20 protein-coding genes are annotated in these 23,464 nt (G+C 45.9%); all 20 read left to right on the plus strand.

The features are described 5' to 3' along the window. The first annotated feature begins 121 nt into the window (after positions 1-121). The 20 genes from EFA47_RS07440 to EFA47_RS07535 all read left to right on the plus strand — a co-directional run bounded on the left by EFA47_RS07440 (position 122) and on the right by EFA47_RS07535 (position 23,461). Positions 122-766: a redox-sensing transcriptional repressor Rex gene (locus EFA47_RS07440; RefSeq protein WP_122644450.1), complete on the plus strand. Its 645-nt coding sequence runs from the start codon at positions 122-124 to the stop codon at positions 764-766. Between the two features lie 105 nt (positions 767-871). Further along, a complete protein-coding gene (locus EFA47_RS07445) occupies positions 872-2,407 on the plus strand; it encodes an NAD(P)H-hydrate dehydratase (protein ID WP_122642698.1) in 1,536 nt (511 codons plus the stop codon). After that, positions 2,373-3,545 (plus strand): alanine racemase, encoded by a 1,173-nt coding sequence (alr, locus tag EFA47_RS07450; RefSeq protein WP_122642699.1) that lies wholly within the window; start codon positions 2,373-2,375, stop codon positions 3,543-3,545. Before EFA47_RS07445 ends, alr begins: the two co-directional genes overlap by 35 nt. 127 nt (positions 3,546-3,672) lie before the next feature. Next, the gene (locus EFA47_RS07455) at positions 3,673-4,020 is read left to right on the plus strand and encodes a type II toxin-antitoxin system PemK/MazF family toxin (protein ID WP_122642700.1); all 348 of its coding nucleotides are present in this window, start codon (positions 3,673-3,675) and stop codon (positions 4,018-4,020) included. Positions 4,021-4,127: 107 nt separating this feature from the next. Beyond that, positions 4,128-4,859, plus strand: a complete 732-nt coding sequence (locus tag EFA47_RS07460; RefSeq protein ID WP_122642701.1) for a YebC/PmpR family DNA-binding transcriptional regulator — start codon at positions 4,128-4,130, stop codon at positions 4,857-4,859. 35 nt (positions 4,860-4,894) lie between these two features. Next, positions 4,895-5,671 (plus strand): CFI-box-CTERM domain-containing protein, encoded by a 777-nt coding sequence (locus tag EFA47_RS07465; RefSeq protein WP_122642702.1) that lies wholly within the window; start codon positions 4,895-4,897, stop codon positions 5,669-5,671. A gap of 48 nt (positions 5,672-5,719) precedes the next feature. Next, complete coding sequence (locus tag EFA47_RS07470; RefSeq protein ID WP_122642703.1) at positions 5,720-6,994, plus strand: O-acetylhomoserine aminocarboxypropyltransferase/cysteine synthase family protein; 1,275 nt, start codon at positions 5,720-5,722, stop codon at positions 6,992-6,994. 148 nt (positions 6,995-7,142) lie between these two features. Next, the gene (locus EFA47_RS07475; protein ID WP_122642704.1) at positions 7,143-7,838 is read left to right on the plus strand and encodes a ClpP family protease; all 696 of its coding nucleotides are present in this window, start codon (positions 7,143-7,145) and stop codon (positions 7,836-7,838) included. 125 nt (positions 7,839-7,963) lie between these two features. Next, on the plus strand, positions 7,964-10,423 hold the full coding sequence (locus EFA47_RS07480; RefSeq protein WP_122642705.1) for a DNA translocase FtsK: 2,460 nt from the start codon (positions 7,964-7,966) through the stop codon (positions 10,421-10,423). A 20-nt stretch (positions 10,424-10,443) separates the two neighbouring features. Next, positions 10,444-12,114, plus strand: a complete 1,671-nt coding sequence (locus EFA47_RS07485) for a formate--tetrahydrofolate ligase (RefSeq protein WP_122642706.1) — start codon at positions 10,444-10,446, stop codon at positions 12,112-12,114. A gap of 11 nt (positions 12,115-12,125) precedes the next feature. After that, on the plus strand, positions 12,126-12,965 hold the full coding sequence (gene folD / locus EFA47_RS07490) for a bifunctional methylenetetrahydrofolate dehydrogenase/methenyltetrahydrofolate cyclohydrolase FolD (RefSeq protein ID WP_122642707.1): 840 nt from the start codon (positions 12,126-12,128) through the stop codon (positions 12,963-12,965). An 11-nt stretch (positions 12,966-12,976) separates the two neighbouring features. Next, positions 12,977-14,356, plus strand: a complete 1,380-nt coding sequence (locus EFA47_RS07495) for a chitobiase/beta-hexosaminidase C-terminal domain-containing protein (RefSeq protein WP_122642708.1) — start codon at positions 12,977-12,979, stop codon at positions 14,354-14,356. 163 nt (positions 14,357-14,519) lie between these two features. Further along, positions 14,520-15,701, plus strand: coding sequence for an iron-containing alcohol dehydrogenase (locus tag EFA47_RS07500; protein ID WP_122642709.1), 1,182 nt, complete (start codon positions 14,520-14,522; stop codon positions 15,699-15,701). Positions 15,702-15,959: 258 nt separating this feature from the next. After that, positions 15,960-16,850, plus strand: coding sequence for a sulfide/dihydroorotate dehydrogenase-like FAD/NAD-binding protein (locus EFA47_RS07505; protein WP_122642710.1), 891 nt, complete (start codon positions 15,960-15,962; stop codon positions 16,848-16,850). After that, the gene (gene gltA / locus EFA47_RS07510) at positions 16,850-18,238 is read left to right on the plus strand and encodes an NADPH-dependent glutamate synthase (protein ID WP_122642711.1); all 1,389 of its coding nucleotides are present in this window, start codon (positions 16,850-16,852) and stop codon (positions 18,236-18,238) included. The genes EFA47_RS07505 and gltA overlap by 1 nt, the downstream gene beginning before the upstream one ends. A 272-nt stretch (positions 18,239-18,510) precedes the next feature. Then, the gene (rlmH, locus tag EFA47_RS07515; protein ID WP_122642712.1) at positions 18,511-18,990 is read left to right on the plus strand and encodes a 23S rRNA (pseudouridine(1915)-N(3))-methyltransferase RlmH; all 480 of its coding nucleotides are present in this window, start codon (positions 18,511-18,513) and stop codon (positions 18,988-18,990) included. Positions 18,991-19,034: 44 nt separating this feature from the next. Further along, positions 19,035-19,184, plus strand: a complete 150-nt coding sequence (locus EFA47_RS19835; protein ID WP_164689878.1) for a hypothetical protein — start codon at positions 19,035-19,037, stop codon at positions 19,182-19,184. Between the two features lie 502 nt (positions 19,185-19,686). Next, positions 19,687-20,313, plus strand: coding sequence for a DUF1847 domain-containing protein (locus EFA47_RS07525; protein ID WP_122642714.1), 627 nt, complete (start codon positions 19,687-19,689; stop codon positions 20,311-20,313). 484 nt (positions 20,314-20,797) lie between these two features. Next, positions 20,798-21,322, plus strand: coding sequence for a DUF3877 family protein (locus EFA47_RS07530; RefSeq protein ID WP_122642715.1), 525 nt, complete (start codon positions 20,798-20,800; stop codon positions 21,320-21,322). A gap of 171 nt (positions 21,323-21,493) precedes the next feature. Beyond that, entirely contained in the window at positions 21,494-23,461 is a 1,968-nt protein-coding gene (locus EFA47_RS07535; protein WP_164689947.1) for a methyl-accepting chemotaxis protein, read from the plus strand. The last annotated feature ends 3 nt before the right edge of the window (positions 23,462-23,464 follow it).

The following is a 23,464-nucleotide window of genomic DNA, read 5'->3' on the forward strand; positions in this document are numbered from 1 at the left end:
AAAAATTTGACTTTGTTCTTACAATTCTATATAATAAGGCAAAGATGTGTTTGATAATCCAGGTTTTTAAGTACCTGCAGGTTACTGAATGCATCCCAGAACAAATTTGGAGGCGATAACTGTGGAAGACAGAGAGATATCACGGGCAGTGATAGGGAGGCTGCCCAGATACTATAGATATTTGGGTGAGCTTTTAGATGCAGGGGTAGAACGCATTTCTTCGAATGATTTGAGTAAAAAGATGCATGTGACTGCTTCCCAGATCAGGCAGGATTTAAATAACTTCGGTGGGTTCGGCCAGCAGGGATATGGCTATAATGTAAAGTACCTCTATACGGAGATCGGAAAGATTCTGGGACTTAACAGGCCTCACAATATGATTATCATAGGAGCCGGAAATCTAGGGCAGGCGTTGGCCAATTATGCGTCATTTGAGAAGAATGGGTTTATTCTTAAAGGACTTTTTGATGTGAATTCCCGGTTGGAAGGGGTGGCTATCCGGGGAGTCCCTATCCGGATGATGGACGAGCTGAAGGATTTTGTAAGTCAGTCAGATATTGAGATTGCCGCGCTGACTATCCCTAAGTCAAAAGCCATTGAAGTAGCTGAGATGCTTATAGAAAATGGAATCAGGGCTATCTGGAATTTTGCACATACAGATTTGAACCTGCCGGAAGACATTATTGTGGAGAATGTGCATTTGTCTGACAGCCTGATGCGCTTGTCATATACAATCAGCCGCTATCAGGAAGACCACGGAAAATAAAGAAGGGTATCAGACGTGTATTAAGGACAGCTTGTCTTTTTTACACGTTGTTTCATTTCAGAGGGGACTTTCTTTGTTCCCACAAAATATAAAGGAGGCTGGAATATGGAATATTTGCCTACAGGAGAATGGATGCAGAGGGCAGACAGTTATACCATCCATGAGATAGGCATCCCATCCCTGGTGCTGATGGAGCGGGCGGCGCTCTCCGTTGTGGAGGCCATGGAACAGGATGGGGCAGACTTGACAAAGACCCTTGTGGTCTGTGGATCAGGAAATAATGGTGGTGACGGGTTTGCAGTTGCAAGGCTTCTGAAGGGAAAAGGCTGTCAGGTCACAGCCGTTTTTGTGGGCCGGGAAGAATCTATGAGTGAAGAATGCCGGCTGCAGATGCGGATAGCAGATAAGTCAGAAGTCCCTATAGTCACAACAATAGAGGCCGGAGAATATACTAGTATTGTAGACGCTGTTTTTGGCGTGGGGCTCAACCGGGAAGTATCAGGCAGGTACCGCAGCATAATAGAGGCAATGAATGCCTTGCAGGGACACAAGACAGCAGTGGATATTCCATCCGGGATCTGTTCTGCCACGGGGCAGGTACTGGGCATTGCTTTTAAAGCAGATCTGACAGTTGCTTTCGCATGTGCAAAGCTGGGATGCATCCTGTACCCCGGATATTTGTCTGCAGGCAAGGTTGTGACAAAGGATATTGGTATTAGCGGGCATATATTTGAACAAGAGACAGGAGTGTGTTTCCGATACCATAAGGCAGACTTGCAAAGGCTTCTGCCCCGGAGAAAGGCGGATTCACACAAGGGTACATACGGAAGAGTCCTGATGGTTACCGGGAGTCCAGGTATGTCAGGGGCAGCTTATTTAAGTGCTATGGCTGCCTACACGTGTGGGGCGGGACTTGTACAGATCTATACTTCTGAGGATAACCGGGTGATCCTCCAGCAGCAGCTCCCTGAGGCGATTTTGGCCACATACAGGGAGTATGAAGAGGAGCGGTTTAAAAGCCTGCTTTCCTGGGCAGATGTTGTCTGTATCGGATGCGGCCTTGGGCAGAGTAAAACAGCAGAGAAATTATTGGCCCAGACGCTGAGGGAAGCAAAAGTGCCCTGTGTTGTCGATGCAGATGGACTGAATCTTTTGAGCAGACATCTGGAACTTTTAGAAAAGAAAGAATGTCCCCTGGTATTGACTCCCCACATGAAAGAAATGGCCCGTTTGCTGGACTGTCCGGTCAGAGAACTAAAGGATCAGCGTCTTACCAGAATAAGAGAGTTTACAGGCCGGTATGATATTGTCTGCGCGCTGAAAGATGCACGCACATTCGTCATGAAGGCAGGAGAACATCCCTTTGTAAATACGACAGGGAATAACGCCATGGCTAAGGCGGGGTCAGGAGATGTTCTTGCCGGCGTTATTACAGCTTTACTGGCCCAGGGCATGGAGACATTTGAGGCTGCGTCCTGCGGGGTATTTTTACATGCCTGCGGCGGAGATGCGGCCAGGAAGGCAAAGGGATCCTACAGTGTGCTGGCACAGGATCTGATTGCCGGCATACAGGCTTGTATCAAAGAGACAGAGGAGAGTATGGAAGATGAAACAATACAGCAGGGTATATGCCAGGATTGACTTAGATGCAGTTGCCTATAATATGGGGCAGTTGAAGAGAAGGATTGGGGGAGGGGCACAGATCATCGCGGTGATTAAGATGGATGGATATGGGCACGGCGCAGTCCCTGTTGCCAGGATGTTCGAGGAAAAAGAGTACAGCTATATATGGGGATTTGCCACTGCCAGCCTGGAGGAGGCTGTTGCCTTGCGCCATGGGGGAATACAGAAACCTGTGCTTGTACTGGGATGTATATTTCCTGAGCAATACGAAGAAATGCTCAAATACGATATCCGGGCAACTGTATATATGGAAGAGACTGCGAAAGAGCTGTCAGAGGCAGCTATTAAATATGGAAAAACCGCGCACATACATATTAAAGTAGATACAGGCATGGGACGGCTTGGCTTTTTGCCGGGGGAGGAGTGCGTAGGGTCCATCCATAGGATCAGTACCCTCCCTGGTATTGAGGTGGAGGGAATGTATACCCATTTTGCCAAGGCAGATGAAATAGATAAAACATATACTCTGCGGCAGCATGAGCAGTTTGCCCGGATGAAGGAGGCCCTTGAAAAAATAGGCGTACATATTACATATTACCACTGTAATAACAGTGCAGGTATTATTGACCATCCAGATATGAAGCATGATCTGGTGCGCGCAGGTATTGCCATATACGGCATGTACCCGTCAGACGAAGTGTGCCGTGAGGCAGTCCATTTAAAGCCGGCCCTTGAGCTGGTCAGCCATGTGACATATGTCAAGGAAGTTGAGGCCGGTACGTGTATCAGTTATGGCGGGACTTTTACAGCGCCAAATAAAATGAAAATAGCTACGATCCCGGTGGGGTATGGGGACGGCTATTCCAGAGGACTTTCTAACAGAGGCCATGTGCTGATCCATGGTAAAAGGGCGCGGATTTTGGGGCGCGTCTGTATGGACCAGTTTATGGCAGATGTGACAGATATCCCAGATGTCCGTTTTATGGATCAAGTAGTCCTGATCGGCAGGGACCAAAAGGAAGAGATTTTGGTAGAAGAGTTAAGTGGAATTACTGGGAGATTTAATTATGAATTTGTCTGCTGCCTGGGCAAACGGATCCCCCGGGTTTATATCAGAGGAGGAGAGGTTGTGGAGCAGATAGACTATCTGTCCTGACAGGGCAGGCATAGAGGCCTGGCAAGACAGCTGTTCCAAATTTTTAGGCACTTGCATACATCCGAAAAAACTGGGAATACTCAAATATGCCCTATGGCAAAGAATGAGAATCGGAGTGTGAAGTGGTTTGGTAATTAAGCGAGGAGATATATATTATGCAGATTTAAGTCCGGTGGTGGGATCAGAGCAGGGAGGCATCCGGCCGGTATTGGTCATACAGAATGACGTGGGAAATAAACACAGCCCTACTGTAATCTGCGCAGCAATTACGTCCAGGATGAATAAGGCAAAGCTGCCTACCCACATTGAGATCAGTGCACAAAAGTACCATATTGTGAAAAACTCTGTGATCCTGCTGGAGCAGATCCGGACAATTGATAAACAGAGGCTGAAGGAGTTCGTGTGCCATGTGGACAGCAGCCTGATGAATAAAGTAAACGAAGCGGTCAAAATCAGCCTGGAGCTTCCTACATAGAAGGGGACAGAATAAAGAATTGAAATATCCCCAAAAGAGTGGTAGAATTGTAAGGCGAGTTCAGTGATTAAGAATACGAAAAGAAAATAGACAAGAGGAGATTAGAAATGTCAGGACATTCTAAATTTGCGAATATTAAACATAAGAAAGAAAAGAATGATGCTGCAAAGGGAAAAATATTTACGAAACTGGGAAGGGAGCTTGCCGTTGCCGTCAAGGAGGGCGGCGGCCCGGATCCCAACAATAACAGCAGGCTGAGGGATGTGATTGCCAAGGCAAAATCAAATAATATGCCAAATGATACCATCGACAGGAATATTAAGAAAGCTGCCGGAGAAGGGGCAGGAGATAACTATGAGCATATTACATATGAAGGGTATGGCCCTAACGGGACGGCCATTATTGTCAAGACCCTGACAGATAATAAGAACCGTACAGCGTCCAATGTAAGGAATGCATTTACAAAAGGGAGCGGCAATGTAGGTACCCCAGGCTGTGTTTCCTTCATGTTTGACGAAAAGGGGCAGATCCTAGTGGCAAAAGAGGACTGCAGCATGGACGCGGATGAGCTGATGATGCTGGCTTTGGATGCCGGGGCAGAAGATTTCACGGAGGAAGAGGAAAGTTTTGAAGTCCTGACTGCGCCTGAGGACTTTAGCGCAGTGAGGCTGAAGCTGGAGGAGGAAGGCGTTGCCATGGCGGCCGCGGAAGTCACCATGATTCCTCAGACCTATGTGGAGTTGAGCAGTGAGGAGGATATTAAAAATATACATAAAACTCTGGATCTGCTTGAAGAGGATGATGATGTCCAGGATGTGTACCACAATTGGGATGAATAGCCAAAAGAAATATGGATACTTATAGAGGAGATAAAATGAATCAGGAAAATTTAAAAGCAGAGATGATTTCTCTGTTTGAGGAGACATCTCAGTATGCCATGAAGTTTCATAAAAAAACATATGATTCACAAATGGAAAGCCTGAAGAGTAAATATGGACCTCTCCTGGAGCAGTTTAAAGATGAATTTGAGGAATCAGATGAGAGGCTGGAGCAGCTTGCCTCTTATGTGCCTGACTATGTGGCGGAGCAGCTTGCGAAGATTCCCTCCAAGAGAAAAAGAGATATAGTATGCCTGGATCATAACATGAATATGGTATCTTATTTTATTCCCCTTCTGGGCGAGACACAGAGCCTGAGGGCCAGGGCCTTTACAGAGAAGATTGTGGAATTGTGGAACCAGAAAATGCCCGAGAATAAAATAGGGCACTCTACAAGGGAAAGTATACAGGGAGGATTTAAAAAGGGATTGTGCTACATCACTACAGCTGTGTGCAGGAGCCTGGATAAGTCTGACGACTGCTATGAGCTGGGTCTTTTGAGGGATTACAGGGATACGTATCTTCTGAACTCAGAAGAGGGGGCCCAGACAGTGCAGGAATATTATAATATTGCCCCTACAATTGTAAAAAGAATTGACCGCCGGGAGGACGCGGCACAGATTTACGCTGATATCTGGCGGGAATACCTGGATCCTTGCGTTCACTTGATCGAGGAGGAAAAACGAGAAGAGTGCGGAAAGCTTTACCGTGAGATGGTGCGCAGGCTTGAGTGGGAATACTTGCACTCATCTACAGGGCACATTCTGGATTAACCATATTTTCATTGCAGAGGAAAGCGCTATTCAAAGGAGGAAAGGAATATGAGCAGCTACAAGATAGAGACAAAATGCATACAGTCAGGTTATGAGCCAGGTAATGGAGAACCAAGGATCGTTCCTATATATCAGAGTACAACCTTCCGCTATACCAGCAGTGAGCAGATGGGACGTTTGTTCGATTTAGAGGAATCTGGATATTTTTATACGAGGCTTCAGAATCCCACCAATGACATAGTTGCGGCCAAGATCTGTGATTTGGAGGGAGGGGCCGCAGGGATGCTTACATCCTCCGGCCAGGCAGCCAATTTTTATGCCATCATGAACATTGCGGAGGCTGGGGATCACATTGTATGTGCATCTGCACTCTATGGAGGCACTTATAATTTATATGCACATACGATCAAGAAAATGGGGATCGAGGCCACATTTGTGGATCCAGATTGTACAGAGGAAGAGTTAAATGGGGTTTTTAGAGACAATACAAAGGCAGTTTTTGGAGAGACAATCGCCAACCCGGCCCTGGTCGTGCTGGATCTGGAAAAGTTTGCTTCTGCTGCCCATGCCCACAATGTGCCTTTTATCGTAGATAATACCTTTGCCACACCAGTTAACTGCCGTCCCTTTGAATGGGGGGCTGATATTGTGACCCATTCTACCACAAAATATATGGACGGCCATGCTGCATGTGTAGGAGGGGCTATTGTAGACAGTGGGAACTTTGACTGGATGGCATATGGGAATAAATTTCCTGGCCTTACCGCTCCGGATGAAACATACCATGGTATTGTGTATGCAGAGAAGTTTGGAAAAGCGGCTTTTATTACAAAGGCCACGGCACAGCTGATGCGTGACTTGGGATCTATCCAGTCCCCACAAAATGCATTTTTATTAAACATTGGGTTGGAAACATTACATCTGCGTGTTCCGCGCCACTGCGAGAATGCTTTGGCTGCGGCAGAGTACCTTAAAGGCCACGAAAAGGTGGCCTGGGTAAGCTGTCCGTCACTTCCCGGGGACAAATATTATGGATTGGCTTCAAAATATATGCCTGATGGTACATGCGGGGTACTGACCTTTGGACTCAAAGGAGGAAGAGAGGCCGCGGTTAAGATGATGGATAAGCTAAAAATGATTGCCATAGTCACCCATGTGGCAGATGCCAGGAGCTGCGTGCTCCATCCGGCAAGCCATACACACCGCCAGATGAATGAGAAAGAGCTTCTTGAGGCAGGCGTGCAGCCAGATTTAATCCGCTTCAGTGTAGGCATTGAAAATATAGAAGATATTATCGCCGATTTGGAGCAGGCGCTTCAATAATATGGATGGTATGGATGTATACAATTTGCATTCATACCATTTTTCTTGTGTTGGTTCGTGTGATGGCTTCATTTTGGCTGTTCGTGTATAATTCTGCTTTTCCTTCAAATAATAAAGCAATAACAGTTATGGAAAGGCGGAATGAGCTATGAATGGTGAAAAAGAGGAACAGATCCAGAAGAATCAGGCTGGGGAAAACGAGGAGATTAAAGATACAGGGACATTGCGCCTTGGCAAGGAAGACGGCAGACATAATATTCAGCTTATGACAATCATTGGGGAGATAGAGGGCCACGAGGCTGTATCTGGAAACACAAAGGCGACGAAATATGAGCATTTGATCCCCAGGCTGGCTGAGGTGGAGGATAACGATGAAATAGAAGGGATTTTAATTCTGCTGAACACACTGGGCGGGGATGTAGAGGCTGGGCTCGCGATCGCTGAAATGATTGCCTCTGTCAGTAAACCTACAGTTTCCCTTGTGCTTGGAGGCAGCCACTCTATTGGGGGGCCGTTGGCTGTATCTGCGGATTACTCCTTTATTGTCCCAAGCGGGACAATGATTGTGCACCCGGTACGCTCCACAGGGATGTTTATTGGCGTGATCCAAAGCTACAGGAATATGGAAAAAACGCAGGACAGAATCACAAAATTTATTGCTGACCACTCCAATATAACACAGGCAAGGCTAGAAGAGCTTATGCTGGACTCTACCCAGCTTGTAAAGGATGTGGGGACGCTGCTGGAAGGGAAGGACGCAGTGCGCGAAGGACTGATCGATGAAGTGGGGGGCATCAGCCAGGCCCTGAGAAAACTACATGAGATGATAGATAAAAAAGCATAGAGGACATGTTCCTATATGGAGGCGCCCCCTTGCCCTAAGATACTTCTGTAAAATTTAATAATGACATGTATTTCAAATAATGGTATACTAAACGTAGTATGTGTAAATACCAAGGGGGAAATATTATGGCTGCGAAGTCTACTAAAAATAAAAAAAACACCAAAAGCAGGCCAAAAAAATCACAGGGGAATATGGCTCTTAAGTCAGAAATTATAGTTTTGGCCGTTCTGGCTGTTTGTATACTGCTTGTCATAAGCAACTTTGGCCTGGGCGGGATCGTGGGGGAGGCGGTTTCGTCAGTTATGTTTGGGTTGTTTGGGTTTATGGCATATTTTCTGCCATTTGTCCTGTTTGGTGCAGTTGCCTTTATAATTTCTAATAAAGGCAGCGCCCATGCGTACATAAAGACAGGCGCTGTAATTGCCCTGTGCCTGTTTATTGCAGCATTTTTGGAATTGGTCTTGAACCCCTATGACCCGGAGGCGGGACTTTTATCTTATTACAGGCTCTCCAGCAGCCGCAGGAATGCAGGGGGCCTGGCAGGGGGATGCCTGGTCAAGCTTCTCTGCCCGCTGATAGGCGTTGTGGGAACCTATGTTGTCCTGACCGTCCTGATTGTAATCAGCCTTATATTGATTACAGAGAGGTCACTTTTGGCCCCTCTGGGAAAGGGCAGCCGGAAGGCTTACGAAGATGCAAGGCGCAGGAAAGAGGCGTCTGCCCAGAGGCGGGCAGAGCGGATGAAAGAAAAGGAGGCTGAAAAAGCTGAGGGTAAATTGAGAAGGCGGGACAATAAGGTGTCAGGTGTTTCTTTTGCCACCACCTTGACGGACAAGCCTGTAAACAAAAAATCGCCAGAAGTAAAAGAACTCAAGGCGGCAGACCTGCAGATAGATGCTGAACCTTCTCTTCCTTCTCCTTTCGAGGAACAGGAGTTGGTCATTAACCGTCCCCAGGCCCAGCAGGGCGGCATGGAGGAGGTCAGCTTGGGAGAACCGGATAAGAGTTTGGAAACTTCCAGGAAGAAAAGAAATTCCTCCGACGCCCTGGCCGTTGCCGGGGAGGCAGCACAGGTGGAGGAGACTGTGAGGATCCAGGAGGAACAGCCACAGAGGATTTATAAGATCCCTCCGCTGACGCTTTTGAATAAAGGGAAGAAAACAGGGGGAGACTCTGATGCCCATTTGCGGGCCACAGCCCTAAAGCTTGAGCAGACTCTGCAAAATTTTGGGGTCAGGGTCCATGTAATGAATGCCAGCTGCGGCCCTTCTGTCACACGTTATGAGCTGCAGCCGGAACAAGGAGTGAAGGTCAGTAAAATTGTGGGGTTGGCAGATGATATAAAATTAAACCTGGCTGTGGCTGATCTCAGGATTGAGGCTCCCATACCAGGAAAGGCTGCGGTGGGAATCGAGGTTCCTAATAAGGAGAATACGGCAGTAATGCTGCGGGACCTGCTGGAGTCCGGGGAATTTAAAAAGAGTAAATCAGGCATATCCTTTGCAGTGGGCAAAGACATATCAGGCAAGGTAATGGTGGCAGATATTGCAAAAATGCCCCATCTGCTTGTGGCGGGAGCCACTGGTTCTGGAAAATCTGTCTGTATTAACACATTGATTATGAGTATCATATATAAGGCGGATCCAGAAGATGTGAAACTGATCATGGTGGATCCAAAAGTAGTTGAACTCAGTGTGTACAACGGGATACCCCATCTGTTGATTCCGGTCGTGACAGACCCGAAGAAGGCTGCAGGTGCATTGAACTGGGCAGTTGCAGAGATGGAAAAGAGGTATCAGCTGTTTGCCGAGTATAATGTCAGGGACCTGAAAGGCTTCAATGAAAAAGTAAGCCAGCTTGAACCTGGGGAAGGTATTCCCAAAAAGATGCCACAGATTGTGATCATTGTAGATGAGCTTGCCGACCTTATGATGGTAGCTCCCGGTGAGGTGGAAGGGGCCATCTGCCGCCTAGCGCAGCTGGCAAGAGCAGCGGGCCTGCACCTGATACTCGCCACACAGCGGCCGTCTGTCAATGTCATTACAGGACTGATTAAGGCAAATATGCCGTCCAGGATTGCTTTTTCAGTTTCATCTGGCGTAGATTCCCGGACAATTATTGATATGAATGGAGCGGAGAAGCTGTTGGGTAAGGGGGATATGCTCTTTTACCCTACAGGGTACCCAAAACCAGTCAGAGTCCAAGGTTCTTTTGTATCAGACAAAGAGGTGCAGAAGGTAGTAGATTATTTAATTGAGAATAATGGAAATACTGCATATAGTGAAGAGATAGAAGAGCATGTCAACTCCAGCACAGGCGGCGCAGACCTTGGTATGCCGGGCACAGCAGCCGAGGGCGGAAGCGACAGGGATGCCTATTTTGTGGATGCAGGGAATCTGATTATCGACAAGGAGAAAGCGTCTATCGGTATGCTCCAGAGGATGTTTAAGATAGGTTTTAACCGAGCGGCCCGTATTATGGATCAGCTTGCCAAAGCAGGGGTCGTGGGAGAGGAAGAAGGGACGAAACCCAGGAAAGTACTGATGTCTAAAGAAGAATTTGAACAGTATATAGAAGAAAAATAATCACGCAGGAGGTATTTCAGATGAAAACTGACATTCAGATCGCCCAGGAAGCTAAGATGCAGCATATTAAAGAGGTTGCGGCCAGTGTAGGCATCCAGGAGGATGAACTTGAATTTTATGGCAAATATAAAGCAAAGTTATCTGACGATTTATGGGAGAGAGTAAAAGATAACCAGGATGGGAAATTGGTTCTTGTGACTGCCATCAACCCCACGCCTGCGGGAGAGGGGAAAACCACCACCACAGTCGGGCTTGGGCAGGCAATGGCAAAACTAAATAAAAATGCACTGATTGCCCTGCGTGAGCCATCTCTGGGGCCCTGCTTTGGCATAAAAGGCGGGGCAGCCGGGGGCGGCTATGCCCAGGTAGTCCCAATGGAGGATCTGAACCTGCATTTTACAGGAGATTTTCATGCGATTACTTCTGCCAATAATCTGCTGGCAGCTATGCTGGATAATCATATTCAACAGGGGAACAGCCTGAGAATCGATCCCCGCCAGGTTGTCTGGAAACGCTGTCTGGATATGAACGACAGAGTACTGCGCAATATTGTCGTGGGCCTGGGAAATAAGATGGACGGAATGGTGAGAGAGGATCATTTCGTCATTACCGTGGCTTCTGAGATTATGGCGATTTTGTGCCTGGCTGATGATCTGGCTGACCTGCGCAGACGGCTGGGCAGGATTATTGCTGCCTATAATTTTGACGGGGATCCGGTGACTGCAGATGACCTGCAGGCAACGGGGGCCATGGCAGCGCTGTTAAAAGATGCAATTAAGCCAAATCTGATACAGACACTGGAACATACGCCCGCACTTGTCCATGGGGGCCCGTTTGCCAATATAGCCCATGGCTGCAACAGTGTCCGGGCCACGAAAATGGCTTTGAAGATTAGTGACATTACAATTACGGAAGCAGGCTTTGGGGCGGATTTAGGCGCAGAAAAGTTTTTAGATATCAAGTGCCGCAAGGCAGGCCTCAAACCGGATGCAGTAGTTTTAGTTGCAACAGTCCGGGCTTTGAAGTATAATGGGGGGGTTGCCAAAAGTGACCTGAATATAGAGAACTTGGCAGCGCTGGAAAAAGGAATAGTAAATCTGGAAAAGCATATCGAGAACATTCAAAAATATAATGTGCCTGTTGTTGTCACCCTGAACTCCTTTGTGACAGATACTGAGGCAGAGAATGAATTTATCCGAAAGTTCTGTGAAGAGAGAGGGTGTGAGTTTGCCCTTTCAGAAGTGTGGGAAAAGGGCGGAGAGGGCGGCATTGCCTTAGCTGAGAAGGTACTGGAAACACTGGAAAAGAAAGAGAGTCATTTTATGCCTCTATATGCGGATGAATTGTCCCTTACTGAAAAAATCGAGACAATCGCACGGGAAATATATGGAGCCAGAGGCGTGGTTTATGAACCTGGGGCCAAGAAACAGCTTGCGAAGATTGAGGAGCTTGGGTTCGGTGAATTTCCGGTTTGTATGGCAAAGAACCAATATTCTCTTTCTGATGATGCGAAGAGGCTGGGACGCCCGGAGGATTTTGACATCCACATACGAGAGGTGTATGTAAGCGCAGGGGCAGGCTTTGTTGTAGCACTGACCGGAGCCATTATGACTATGCCAGGACTCCCGAAAGTGCCCGCTGCAAACCAAATCGATGTACAAGAGGATGGCAGAATTACCGGATTGTTTTAAAGGAGATAAAAATAGTGCAGATTATTGATGGAAAACTGGTATCCAGTCAAATAAAGGAAGAGTTAAGAGAAGAGACAGCCAGGCTGAAAGCTGCTGGTATAGATATATGCCTGGCCGTTGTTCAGGTGGGCAATGACCCTGCTTCCACTGTCTATGTCAACAATAAGAAAAAGGCCTGTGCCTTTGTTGGAATAGAATCCAGGGCGTTTGAGCTGCCTGAGTCCGCCGCTGAAATAGAACTTTTAAACTTGGTAGAGCAGCTAAATACAGATCCAAGCGTTAATGGCATCCTTGTACAGCTGCCATTGCCGCCCCACATAAATGAGGATAAAATTATAAGGGCCATATCGCCTGATAAGGATGTGGACGGCTTCCATCCTGTGAATGTGGGAAGGCTCTGGATTGGAGAGCAGGGGTTTTTATCCTGTACTCCGGCGGGGATTGTACAGCTTTTGAAGCGGTCTGGCATAGAAATTGCCGGAAAAGAGTGTGTCATAATTGGAAGGAGCAATATTGTAGGAAAACCTATGGCAGCTCTTTTGCTCAGAGAGCATGGGACTGTAACTGTGGCCCATTCCAGGACAGAAAACCTCAAGGAGGTGGCCCGCCGCGCAGATATTCTGATTGTTGCAATAGGGAAGAAGAAGTTTATTCAATCAGAATATATCAAGGATGGTGCTGTAGTGATTGATGTGGGCATGCACCGGGATGAAAATGGCAGATTATGCGGTGATGTTGATTTTGAGGATGTAAAGGATAAAGTGTCAGCTATCACTCCAGTTCCAGGCGGAGTTGGGCCTATGACAATCGCGATGCTGATGAACAACTGTGTGGAAACTGTGCGCAGGTAGGAGGAAGCAATATGAGATGTACGCATTGTGGCGCCATGATACCGGACGAATTGATATACTGTCCGGAATGCGGAATGGAAGTTCAGATTGTGCCAGATTATAATCCTCTGGAAGACGTCCTTGTGCGGGAAGTCAGAGGATCTGTTGAAGATGCCACAAGACAGATTAAGACAGACGATATCAGAAGGTACCGTCGTGAAGAACAAAGGGAATACAGCAATTCTACGCGAGTGCTCAGCCAGGGCGAGCTGGACGAGATTCGGGCCAGAAGAAGCGCTATGGCAAGGCAGGGACGCCCCTCCTCTAGGACTGGCGCCCCGCGGTCCAGGCAGACAACTGGAGCCATGCGCCAGCAGCGCCAGACTACAGGGAGCATGAGGCAGAATACTGGTGCACTGCGCCAGTCCCGGCAGAGCACAGGAGTTATGCGGGATGCTGAGGAGAAAAGGCGGCAGCAAATTGCCAGGAAGAAACGGGCAGCCAGAAAAAGAAGGCAGAGGATCCTTATTTTTCTTTTTCTCTTTTTAGTCTTTACAGGAGTCCTGGCCTATGTCTTGTACCAGAATTCTTATCCTGGGCAGGTTAGGAAAGGGAACCTTGCCCTGCAGGCAGGGGAGTATGCACAGGCAGAGAATTATTTTAATAGGGCCATCTCCAAAAATAGTAAGAAAGCGGAAGCCTATACCGGCCTTTCTTCCGTTTACAGCAGCCAGGAAGATATGGAAGGGGCAGAATCTGTTTTTCTGACTGCTATTGCAGACCAGCCTTCTAATGTGGATTTGTATAAAGCTGCTATAAATTTTTATATGGATTCAAATCAACTTGAAAAAATATCTGAGCTTCTGGACAACTGTGAGGACAGTGATGTGCTCCTGGGGGTGAAGGAATATGTGTCCCAGGCGCCGGAATTCAGCCTGGAGGAGGGAACATACGGCGAAGTGCAGGAGGTGTCCCTGACTGCAGACGGAGGGACCATTTACTATACAACTGACGGCTCAGAACCAGATACTTCCAGCACTGAATATACAGAGCCGGTCCTTCTCAACGAGGGGGAGAATATCATCAAGGCCATCTCTGTCAATAAGAAGGGCATACCCAGCCTGATGGTTGCAAAATCCTACACAATTGAAATTCCCATTGAAGATGCGCCTGCAGTTACTCCTTCCACAGGCCAATATGATACGCCGGCACAGATAACGATCAGTGTCCCGGAAGGTTACACGGCGTACTACACATTGGATAACACGGAACCTTCTGCGTCCTCCACTCTTTATACAGGGCCTATTGATATGCCTGAAGGGCAGACTATGTTCAGTGCAGTGCTGATCAATAAGCAGGGGAAAGCGACACAGGTGACAAAGCGTAATTATGTATTGGAATTATCTGAATAAAGGGAGTGCCGCCGTATAAATTTTATACAAAAATACGGCGGTATTTTTATGCAAAATTCAACCAAGTTTTCTCTGCATATAAGTTGCGTTAAAAGTTTAACAGTGCTATAATGTACATGTTAAAAATATCACACTAACACACAAATAAAGGAGATGCAGTAAAATGAGCAGATTCACATTACCAAGAGACATTTATCATGGAAAAGGATGTTTAGAAGAGCTGAAAAACTTAAAAGGCAAGAAAGCGATTCTTGTTGTGGGCGGCGGCTCTATGAAACGTCAGGGTTTCCTGGATAAGGCAGTAGATTATCTGAAAGAGGCAGGCATGGAAGTACAGCTTTTTGAAGGTGTTGAGCCTGACCCGTCTGTAGAGACTGTTATGAAGGGCGCAGAGGCTATGAGGGCATTTGAGCCAGACTGGATCGTATCTATGGGCGGTGGGTCTCCGATTGATGCCGCGAAAGCTATGTGGGCCTTTTATGAATATCCGGATGTAACATTTGAAGACTTATGTATTCCTTTTAATTTCCCAGAATTGAGACAGAAAGCGAAATTCGCAGCTATCCCTTCTACATCAGGGACAGCCACTGAAGTTACTGCATTTTCAGTTATTACAGATTATAAAACAGGGGTTAAATATCCTCTTGCTGACTTTAATATTACACCGGATGTTGCAATTGTTGACCCAGATCTGGTTGAAGGCCTTCCCGCAAAACAGGTTGCTTATACAGGCATGGACGCATTGACACATGCGATTGAGGCCTATGTTTCTACATTGAACTGTGCATTTACAGATCCTCTGGCAATCCAGGCAATCGAGATGGTATTTGATTATCTGCCTGCTTCTTACAGAGGGAACATGGATGCAAGGGCAGAGATGCATACAGCACAGTGCCTGGCAGGAATGGCATTTTCTAATGCGCTGCTTGGCATCGTACATTCTATGGCGCACAAGACAGGAGCCGCATTTTCTACAGGACATATTACCCACGGCTGTGCAAATGCAATGTACCTTCCCTATGTAATTCAGTACAATGCAAAGGATCCTGTGGCGGCTAAACGTTATGCAGAAATTGCACGTAAGGTCGGCCTTCCTGGTGCATCTGAAAAAGCATTGATTAACAGTCTCTGTGAGAAGATTGATGACTTTAACGTTCAGCTTTCTATTCCAAAAACATTAAAAGAGTTTGGTATAAAGGAAGATGAATTTAAGGAAAAGATTGCCCGTATTTCTGAATTGGCTGTAGGCGACGCATGTACAGGTTCTAATCCGAGAAGCATTACTCCGGCAGAGATGGAAAAACTGTTTAATTGTATTTATTATGGAACAGAAGTAGACTTCTAAATCATTTACCCGCTGGTACATATTGGATGGGGACAGACACATATGTGATCTGTCCCCATTTTTAGGCCTCCCCGCCCGGGTTAGGCTTAGAGGTTCAAAAACTGCTGGAAGTGCCAGCAGACGTGGCAAAGATATATGGGAAAGGTGAATAGAATAGGCAGGCTTTATTTTCCGTTCCATTTCGTGAAAGAATGCTTGCTAATCCTTTCGTTATGGCGTATTATAAAAAAAGGGTGATTTTTTACAAGGAGGAAGAAGATGTACAAGATATTGAAAGCAGAAAAACTGGCTGATAAAATTTATCTTATGGATGTACATGCACCGCGTGTTGCCAGCCATTGCCAGCCAGGACAGTTTGTTATTGTAAAAATGGATGACAGGGGTGAGAGAATTCCGCTTACAATTTGCGACTATGACAGAGAAGCTGGGACAATTACAATTGTATTTCAAGAAGTAGGGGCCTCTACAGTTAAGATGGCAGAATTAAAGGAAGGGGATAGTTTCCGGGATTTTGTCGGGCCTCTTGGATGTGCGTCTGAATTTGTCAATGAGGACTTAGAAGGATTAAAGAAGAAAAAAATGCTGTTTGTAGCAGGCGGCGTCGGCGCTGCCCCCGTATACCCACAGGTTAAATGGCTGCATGAGCATGGCATAGAAGCAGATGTTATCATTGGTTCTAAGACTAAGGATATGCTGATTTTGGAGAAGGAGATGGAAGCTGTGGCTGGAAATCTCTATGTTACCACAGATGACGGATCTTATGGACGTTCTGGCATGGTTACGGCTGTCATTGAGGATTTGGTGCAGAATGAGGGGAAAAAGTACGATGTATGTGTGGCCATAGGCCCTATGATTATGATGAAATTTGTTTGCCTTCTCACGAAGAAGCTGGATCTCCCTACGATTGTCAGCATGAATCCGATTATGGTAGATGGTACTGGTATGTGCGGCGCCTGTCGTCTTCAGGTAGGGGATGAGGTGAAGTTTGCCTGTGTTGACGGGCCGGAGTTTGACGGGCATCTGGTAGATTTTGACCAGGCTATGAAAAGGAGCCAGATGTATAAGTCAGAGGAAGGACGTGCAATGCTGAAATTACAAGAAGGAGACACCCACCATGGTGGCTGCGGAAACTGCGGAGGTGACAACTAATGGCAGATGTATTAAAAAAAGTTCCTGTAAGAGAGCAGGATGCGAAAGTACGCGCAACGAACTTTGAAGAGGTTTGTCTTGGATATAATAAAGAAGAGGCGATGGATGAGGCCACCAGGTGCCTGAACTGTAAAAATGCGAAATGTATAGACGGATGTCCCGTTGCTATTGACATACCTGGCTTTATCCAGCAAGTGAAAGAGGGGAATATAGAGGAAGCATATAAGGTGATCGGAAAGTCATCCGCACTTCCGGCTATCTGTGGACGTGTGTGCCCTCAGGAGTCCCAATGCGAAGGGAAATGTATCCGGGGGATAAAGGGGGAACCCGTATCTATTGGTAAACTGGAGAGATTTGTGGCTGATTATGCTCTGGAAAATGACATTAAACCTGCATGCCCCGAGTCTAAGAATGGTCATAAAGTGGCGGTTATCGGTTCAGGCCCGTCAGGGCTTACCTGTGCGGGAGATTTGGCGAAAATGGGATACGACGTCACTGTGTTCGAGGCACTCCATGAGCTGGGCGGCGTCCTTGTCTATGGTATCCCTGAATTCCGTCTTCCAAAGCATAAGGTAGTTGCAAAAGAGATTGAGAAAGTAAAAGAACTGGGCGTAAAATTTGAGGCGAATGTGGTAATCGGTAAATCTACCACCATCGACCAATTGATAGAGGATGAAGGCTTTGAGGCCGTATTCATAGGATCCGGGGCCGGACTGCCGATGTTCATGGGTATTCCTGGAGAAAATGCAAACGGTGTATTTTCTGCGAATGAGTACCTGACAAGAAGTAACCTTATGAAAGCATTTGACGATTCCTATGACACTCCTATTGTGGCGGGCAAAAAAGTTGCAGTGGTAGGCGGCGGAAATGTGGCTATGGACGCAGCGAGGACGGCACTGCGGCTGGGAGCAGAAGTACATATCGTATATAGAAGAAGCGAGGCAGAGCTTCCGGCCAGAGTAGAGGAAGTTCACCATGCAAAGGAGGAAGGCGTTATCTTTGATCTTCTCACCAACCCGAAAGAGATTCTTGTAGATGAGAATGGAAATGTAAAAGGAATGAAGGTCGTAAAAATGGAACTGGGTGAGCCGGATGCATCCGGCAGAAGACGCCCGGTAGAAATTGAAGGCTCTGAATATGAGATTGAGCTGGATACAGTGATTATGTCACTGGGAACTTCACCGAATCCGCTGATTTCTTCTACCACAAAAGGACTGGATGTAAATAGAAGAAAATGTATTGTCGCTGAGGAGGAGAATGGACAGACTTCTAAAGCAGGAGTATATGCAGGCGGTGATGCTGTGACAGGTGCTGCTACGGTAATTCTGGCCATGGGGGCAGGGAAAGCCGGCGCGAAAGGTATTGATGAATATTTGAGCAAAAAGTAAAATAGTTAGATCTTGCTCCCCATATCTACAGTGGCTTTCTGAGGATGTGGGGAGCATTTTTCTGCCAAAACGGATGGAAAGTTATATTTATGCTTGAGGGAGTCAAAAACCCAATGCAAGTATCGGGATATTAGACCCTCGCTGCAGTGGCCAAATGACATGTAAACATGTCCGCTTGGCTCGTTGCTGGCGGGAATAAAATATAAAAGTGCAGTATAAAGTATGCCCTCACAGGAGGATGGGAAATAAGGCTTAGAGAAAAAGGAGTGGAAATGAAAATAACAATATTGGCAGTTGGCAAAATTAAGGAGAAGTATCTAAGGGAGGCCATCGCTGAGTACAGTAAACGGCTGGGCAGATACTGTAAACTTGAAATGATAGAGACCGCAGATGAAAAGACTCCTGAGCAGGCATCGGGCATAACAGAGGAAGGCATACGGAAAAAAGAAGGGGAACGGCTGCTAAAGTATATCAAAGAGGATGCTTTTGTGATAACACTGGAAATTGGGGGGAATATGCTTTCGTCAGAAAAACTGGCTGACAGGATTGAAAAGCTGGGTGTATCTGGTGTAAGCCATATTACTTTTATCATTGGAGGTTCCATTGGCTTGGGAAGTGAAGTGCTGAAACGGTCGGATTTTGCACTCAGTTTCTCGCCTATGACATTCCCCCATCAATTGATGAGGGTTATTCTGCTTGAACAGATTTATAGGAGCTATAGAATTATACAAGGAGAACCATATCATAAATAACGGAGGTTTTTTCGCAGGTAGATATGTTGTGGCAGGCATATCAAATGAAAAGGAATGTATTTATACCAGAAAAGATATGGCTCTTTAAAGATTGCTATTCTGATGAAGAAATCAATGTATTGGAACAACTTTTATACAGCAATGCACACTTGTTTTATAAGTATGCTTCGAATGGAGGGATTCAGATACTTTAGATGCACTAGTACCAAGAGAAGATTTTGATATTATTTCTGCAGCAGGAAGTAGCCAAAATACTAGAAATAAAACTACATTATCAATTATCAATAGAAGATTTAAAATATGATTCTTTTTTCTTTTCAGTTCTACGTAAACCAATTTTCCAAAGAGAAACAAATGAAAGGGATCCCAATAAAGTCTGCGCAATGATTGAAAGCTTTGTGAACGGTGAATTAGTTCCAGCTATTATTTTGTGGAGAAATCAATGAACAGATAACCTTAAAAGGAAATTAATCAAGGGGAAAAAGACAACATATAAAAATTAGTTGTACAAGTTCTATGATAATAAATATAAAACCGTCGATGTAATGAAATTCCAGGTGTTAATACCCAAAGGGCATCCCGCAATACATGCCCTTCGGGCGGACTTCGTCCGATAAGGTATAATTTATAAGCCGGATGCTTGGAATAGCAGTGTAGAATAATGGATATATATTTTTTAGATGGGGGAAGGACTCAATGAAACTTAGCTGTGTGGATTGTGCAACAACAAATTGTAATTTTATGGATAAAAAATATCCAGAGTTTTGTCTGACTAAGCATATGGATGAAGAAATACTGCACAAAGCAATGGAACTCTATGAGGAGGAAGAAAATAAAAAGGCAACTATTGCTGCTGCAGAAGTAGAGTTTGAAAATTACTGCAGGATGACAAGAATCGAAGAAATTATGGAATTTTCGAATAAGATGGGATATAAAAAGCTGGGAATTGCGACTTGTGTCGGGTTAATCTCAGAGGCCAGAATAGCTGCAAAAATATTTCGGGCACATGGATTTGAAGTTTATGGAATCGGGTGTAAGGCAGGTGCCCAGACAAAAACAAGCGTTGGAATAGATAAAGTATGTGAAGATATTGGAGTGAATATGTGTAATCCAATCTTGCAGGCAAAGATACTAAATGAGGCGAAGACGGATTTTAATGTAGTGATAGGACTTTGTGTAGGACATGATAGTATGTTTTATAAATATTCCGATGCCCTTGCCACTACTCTGGTCACTAAAGACCGCGTACTCGGCCATAATCCGGCTGCTGCCTTATATCAGGCAAATGCATATTATGGGAGATTATTAAAAGCAGAGGAGTAATGAAGGAAAGGAATAATATACCTTATTGAACATTAGTAGTTCAATAAATATACCTTATCGGACGAAGTCCGCCCGCCCGAAGGGCATGCATTGCGGGATGCCCTTTGGGTATACCTTATCGGACAAAGTCCGCCCGCCCGAAGGGCATGTATTGCGGGATGCCCTTTGGGTATACCTTATCGGACGAAGTCCGCCCGTCCGAAGGGCATGTATTGCGGGATGCCCTTTGGGTATACCTTATCGGACGAAGTCCGCCCGAAGGATAGGTATTTAATTGGAAAGGTTATTGCTGTCATCCCTACTATTTTCAAGAAAGGTTAATGCACACTGTTTATAAGATGTTTTTCTGGTGGAAAAGTCGAATGTAATGCAGGGCAGGCGGATCACAAAAAACAGATTGTCTTATGGATAGATGGGGAGTATAATAGTGTCGGATGTAAATAGGAATCATGATATTTCGCAATGTAAATGAGGTGGTCCATGTATGAATTTAGAAAAAAATATTTTTGATACTGTAAAAGAGTGGGAGTTAAAAATTGGTTATCGGAGAGAAGATATCCGGCTTTACTATCCGGAGGAATCCCTTTTGGAACTGCTTGGCACAGAAACCATGGGACTTCAGGAAGAGATAGACAGGTTTTGCCATGAAATGTACAAAAATCTGGGAAGGGTGGAGATTGAAGAAACGGAAGAAAAGGGGAGATATTGTATCAAAGTCTCTTCGGAGGTCGTAGAATATATCCATAAGAATATCCCCGAAAATGTTTTTTTAAAAACACTGCTTACAGTCATTACCACGCCAGGAAAAAAACTGGAGGATGCTTTGGCAGTATTCAAAAAATTTTCAGAGGATGTGGAGATAGAAAAAATAAAGGAACATGAATGGGCGGTTTCCTTTACTGACCCCGGGATTGATCCCTATGTATATTATATGGAAGAGGATGATTTCGGACTGGAATACCACCGGTTTACAAAAGAGGCATATTCCAGATTATCAGAGGCAATATAGTTTTCTATGTTTTATAATGAATGAGATGACATATCCTTTGCCATGCACTAAAACTCCTGGAAAACATTTTCTAAAAATAGATTTTGTGAAATTTATGTACGGTTTATTATTGTTTTTTACCGGAGATTTTGTATAATAATAGGTATGATAAAGAATGTGAGGAAGGGACAAATGAAAAGATTTAAGAAGATTCAAACGAAAATTATGATGACAATCATACCATTTGTGATGATTTGTACGATTCTCTTAGGTGTTGTGACAGCAGTGCTCAACTCCAAAGGGACTATGACCGTACTCAGTGATACAATGGCGCCGTCAGCCAATCTGGCTTCTCTGGCCATTGAGAAGGAACTGGATAAATATTGGGCCGTGTTGTCGGAAGCGGCAGCGCTGGATGTTATGCATAGTTCCGTTCCTTTGGACCCTGCGCTTATCACAAGATGTGAGGGCATCGCGTCAAGAAACGGCTTTATCCGCATAGGCAAAGCAGATGCTGCTGGGAATGCTTCCACAGGAGAAAATATTTCTAATGAAGACATTTTCCAATGGACAAAAGAAAATATGTCTCCATCCATTTCTAACCTGATGATTTCCACCATCGACGGCAGCCAGATTTTTGCATTTGGAGTACCTATCACAACAAATGGGAACTTTGATGGAATCGTATATGGAACCGTGGACGCGGCATTTTTAAGTGATATTATCAGCTCCCTGCAGATGGGGGACAGTGGGAAGGCCTATGTATTGGATGAGAATGGAACAATTATCGCCCACCCGGACAGCTCTTATGTAACGGATGAAGTCAATATTATTAATCAGGCTGAGTCTGACCCATCAATGAAAGAATTGGCTGCGCTCCATGAGAAGATGCTGGCCAGGGAGGAAGGGTTTGGTACATATGAGTATGAAGGTGAACAGAAGATCTTTGGCTACTCTCCGATTAATGGAAACCAGAACTGGAGTATTGGGATCGAGGCCAATGAATCCGAATTTACAGCGGCAGTAAGAACCAGTATTCTGGTGACTGTTATTTTTGCTGTACTGATCATCGGCGGAGCTGCCCTGATTGCAATTATGCTGTCCAGAGCTATTGCAAAGCCTATCAGAGAATGTGCAGAGCGTATGCAGCTGTTTGAGCAGGGGGATTTGAAAAGTCCAGTTCCCACCACAGACAGCCAGGACGAGACATCTGTCCTGCTGGGAAGCCTGGAGCGCCTTGTAGGGCGCCTGGATAATTTGGTTGGGGATATTGACCACAATCTCAACGAGATGGCAAATGGCAATTTCAGTGAAGTGATAGAAGGCAGCTATGCAGGTGACTTCGCATCCATCAAGACTTCTATGCGCACCATCAGCAGCTCTCTGAACGATACGCTGGCACAGATTAACCAGTCATCTGAGCAGGTAGCCAGCGGTGCGGAGCAGGTTTCCTCCGGGTCCCAGGCTCTTTCCCAGGGAGCTACGGAGCAGGCAAGTTCTGTCCAGGAGCTGGCCGCTACCATCGGGGATATCTCTAATCAGGTTCAGGAAAGTGCCCAAAACGCTGGCCAGGCCCGTGATAAAGCCAGTGAAGTAGGTGAGAACATGAGCCAGACTAATCTGAAGATGCAGGAAATGGTAGGGGCCATGGGTGAGATTAGGGATACATCCGACGAAATTGGGAAGATTATCAAGACTATTGAGGACATTGCATTCCAGACCAATATACTTGCTCTGAATGCAGCCGTTGAAGCTGCCAGGGCAGGGGAGGCCGGCAAGGGATTTGCCGTGGTAGCTGATGAAGTAAGAAACCTGGCAAGTAAATCAGCTGAAGCTTCTAAGAATACATCCGCCCTGATAGAACGCTCTATCACGGCTGTCAAAAATGGCACGGAGATTGCAGATGATACGGCCCAGGCTCTTGTACAGGCTGTAGAAGGTGCGAATGAAGTCGTAGGCATCGTCAATAAGATTGCGGAGGCTTCCCAGGTGCAGGCAGGCGCTATTGAACAGGTGACAATGGGAGTGGATCAGATTTCCTCTGTTGTCCAGACAAACTCAGCTACAGCGGAGGAGAGTGCTGCTGCCAGCGAGGAGCTTTCCAGCCAGTCCCAGATCATGAGAAATCTTGTGAATAAATTCAGGCTGAGGCAGGAATAGAAA

Origin of the sequence: Luxibacter massiliensis, from assembly GCF_900604355.1 — a bacterium.
Classification (GTDB): Bacteria; Bacillota; Clostridia; order Lachnospirales; family Lachnospiraceae; genus Luxibacter; species Luxibacter massiliensis.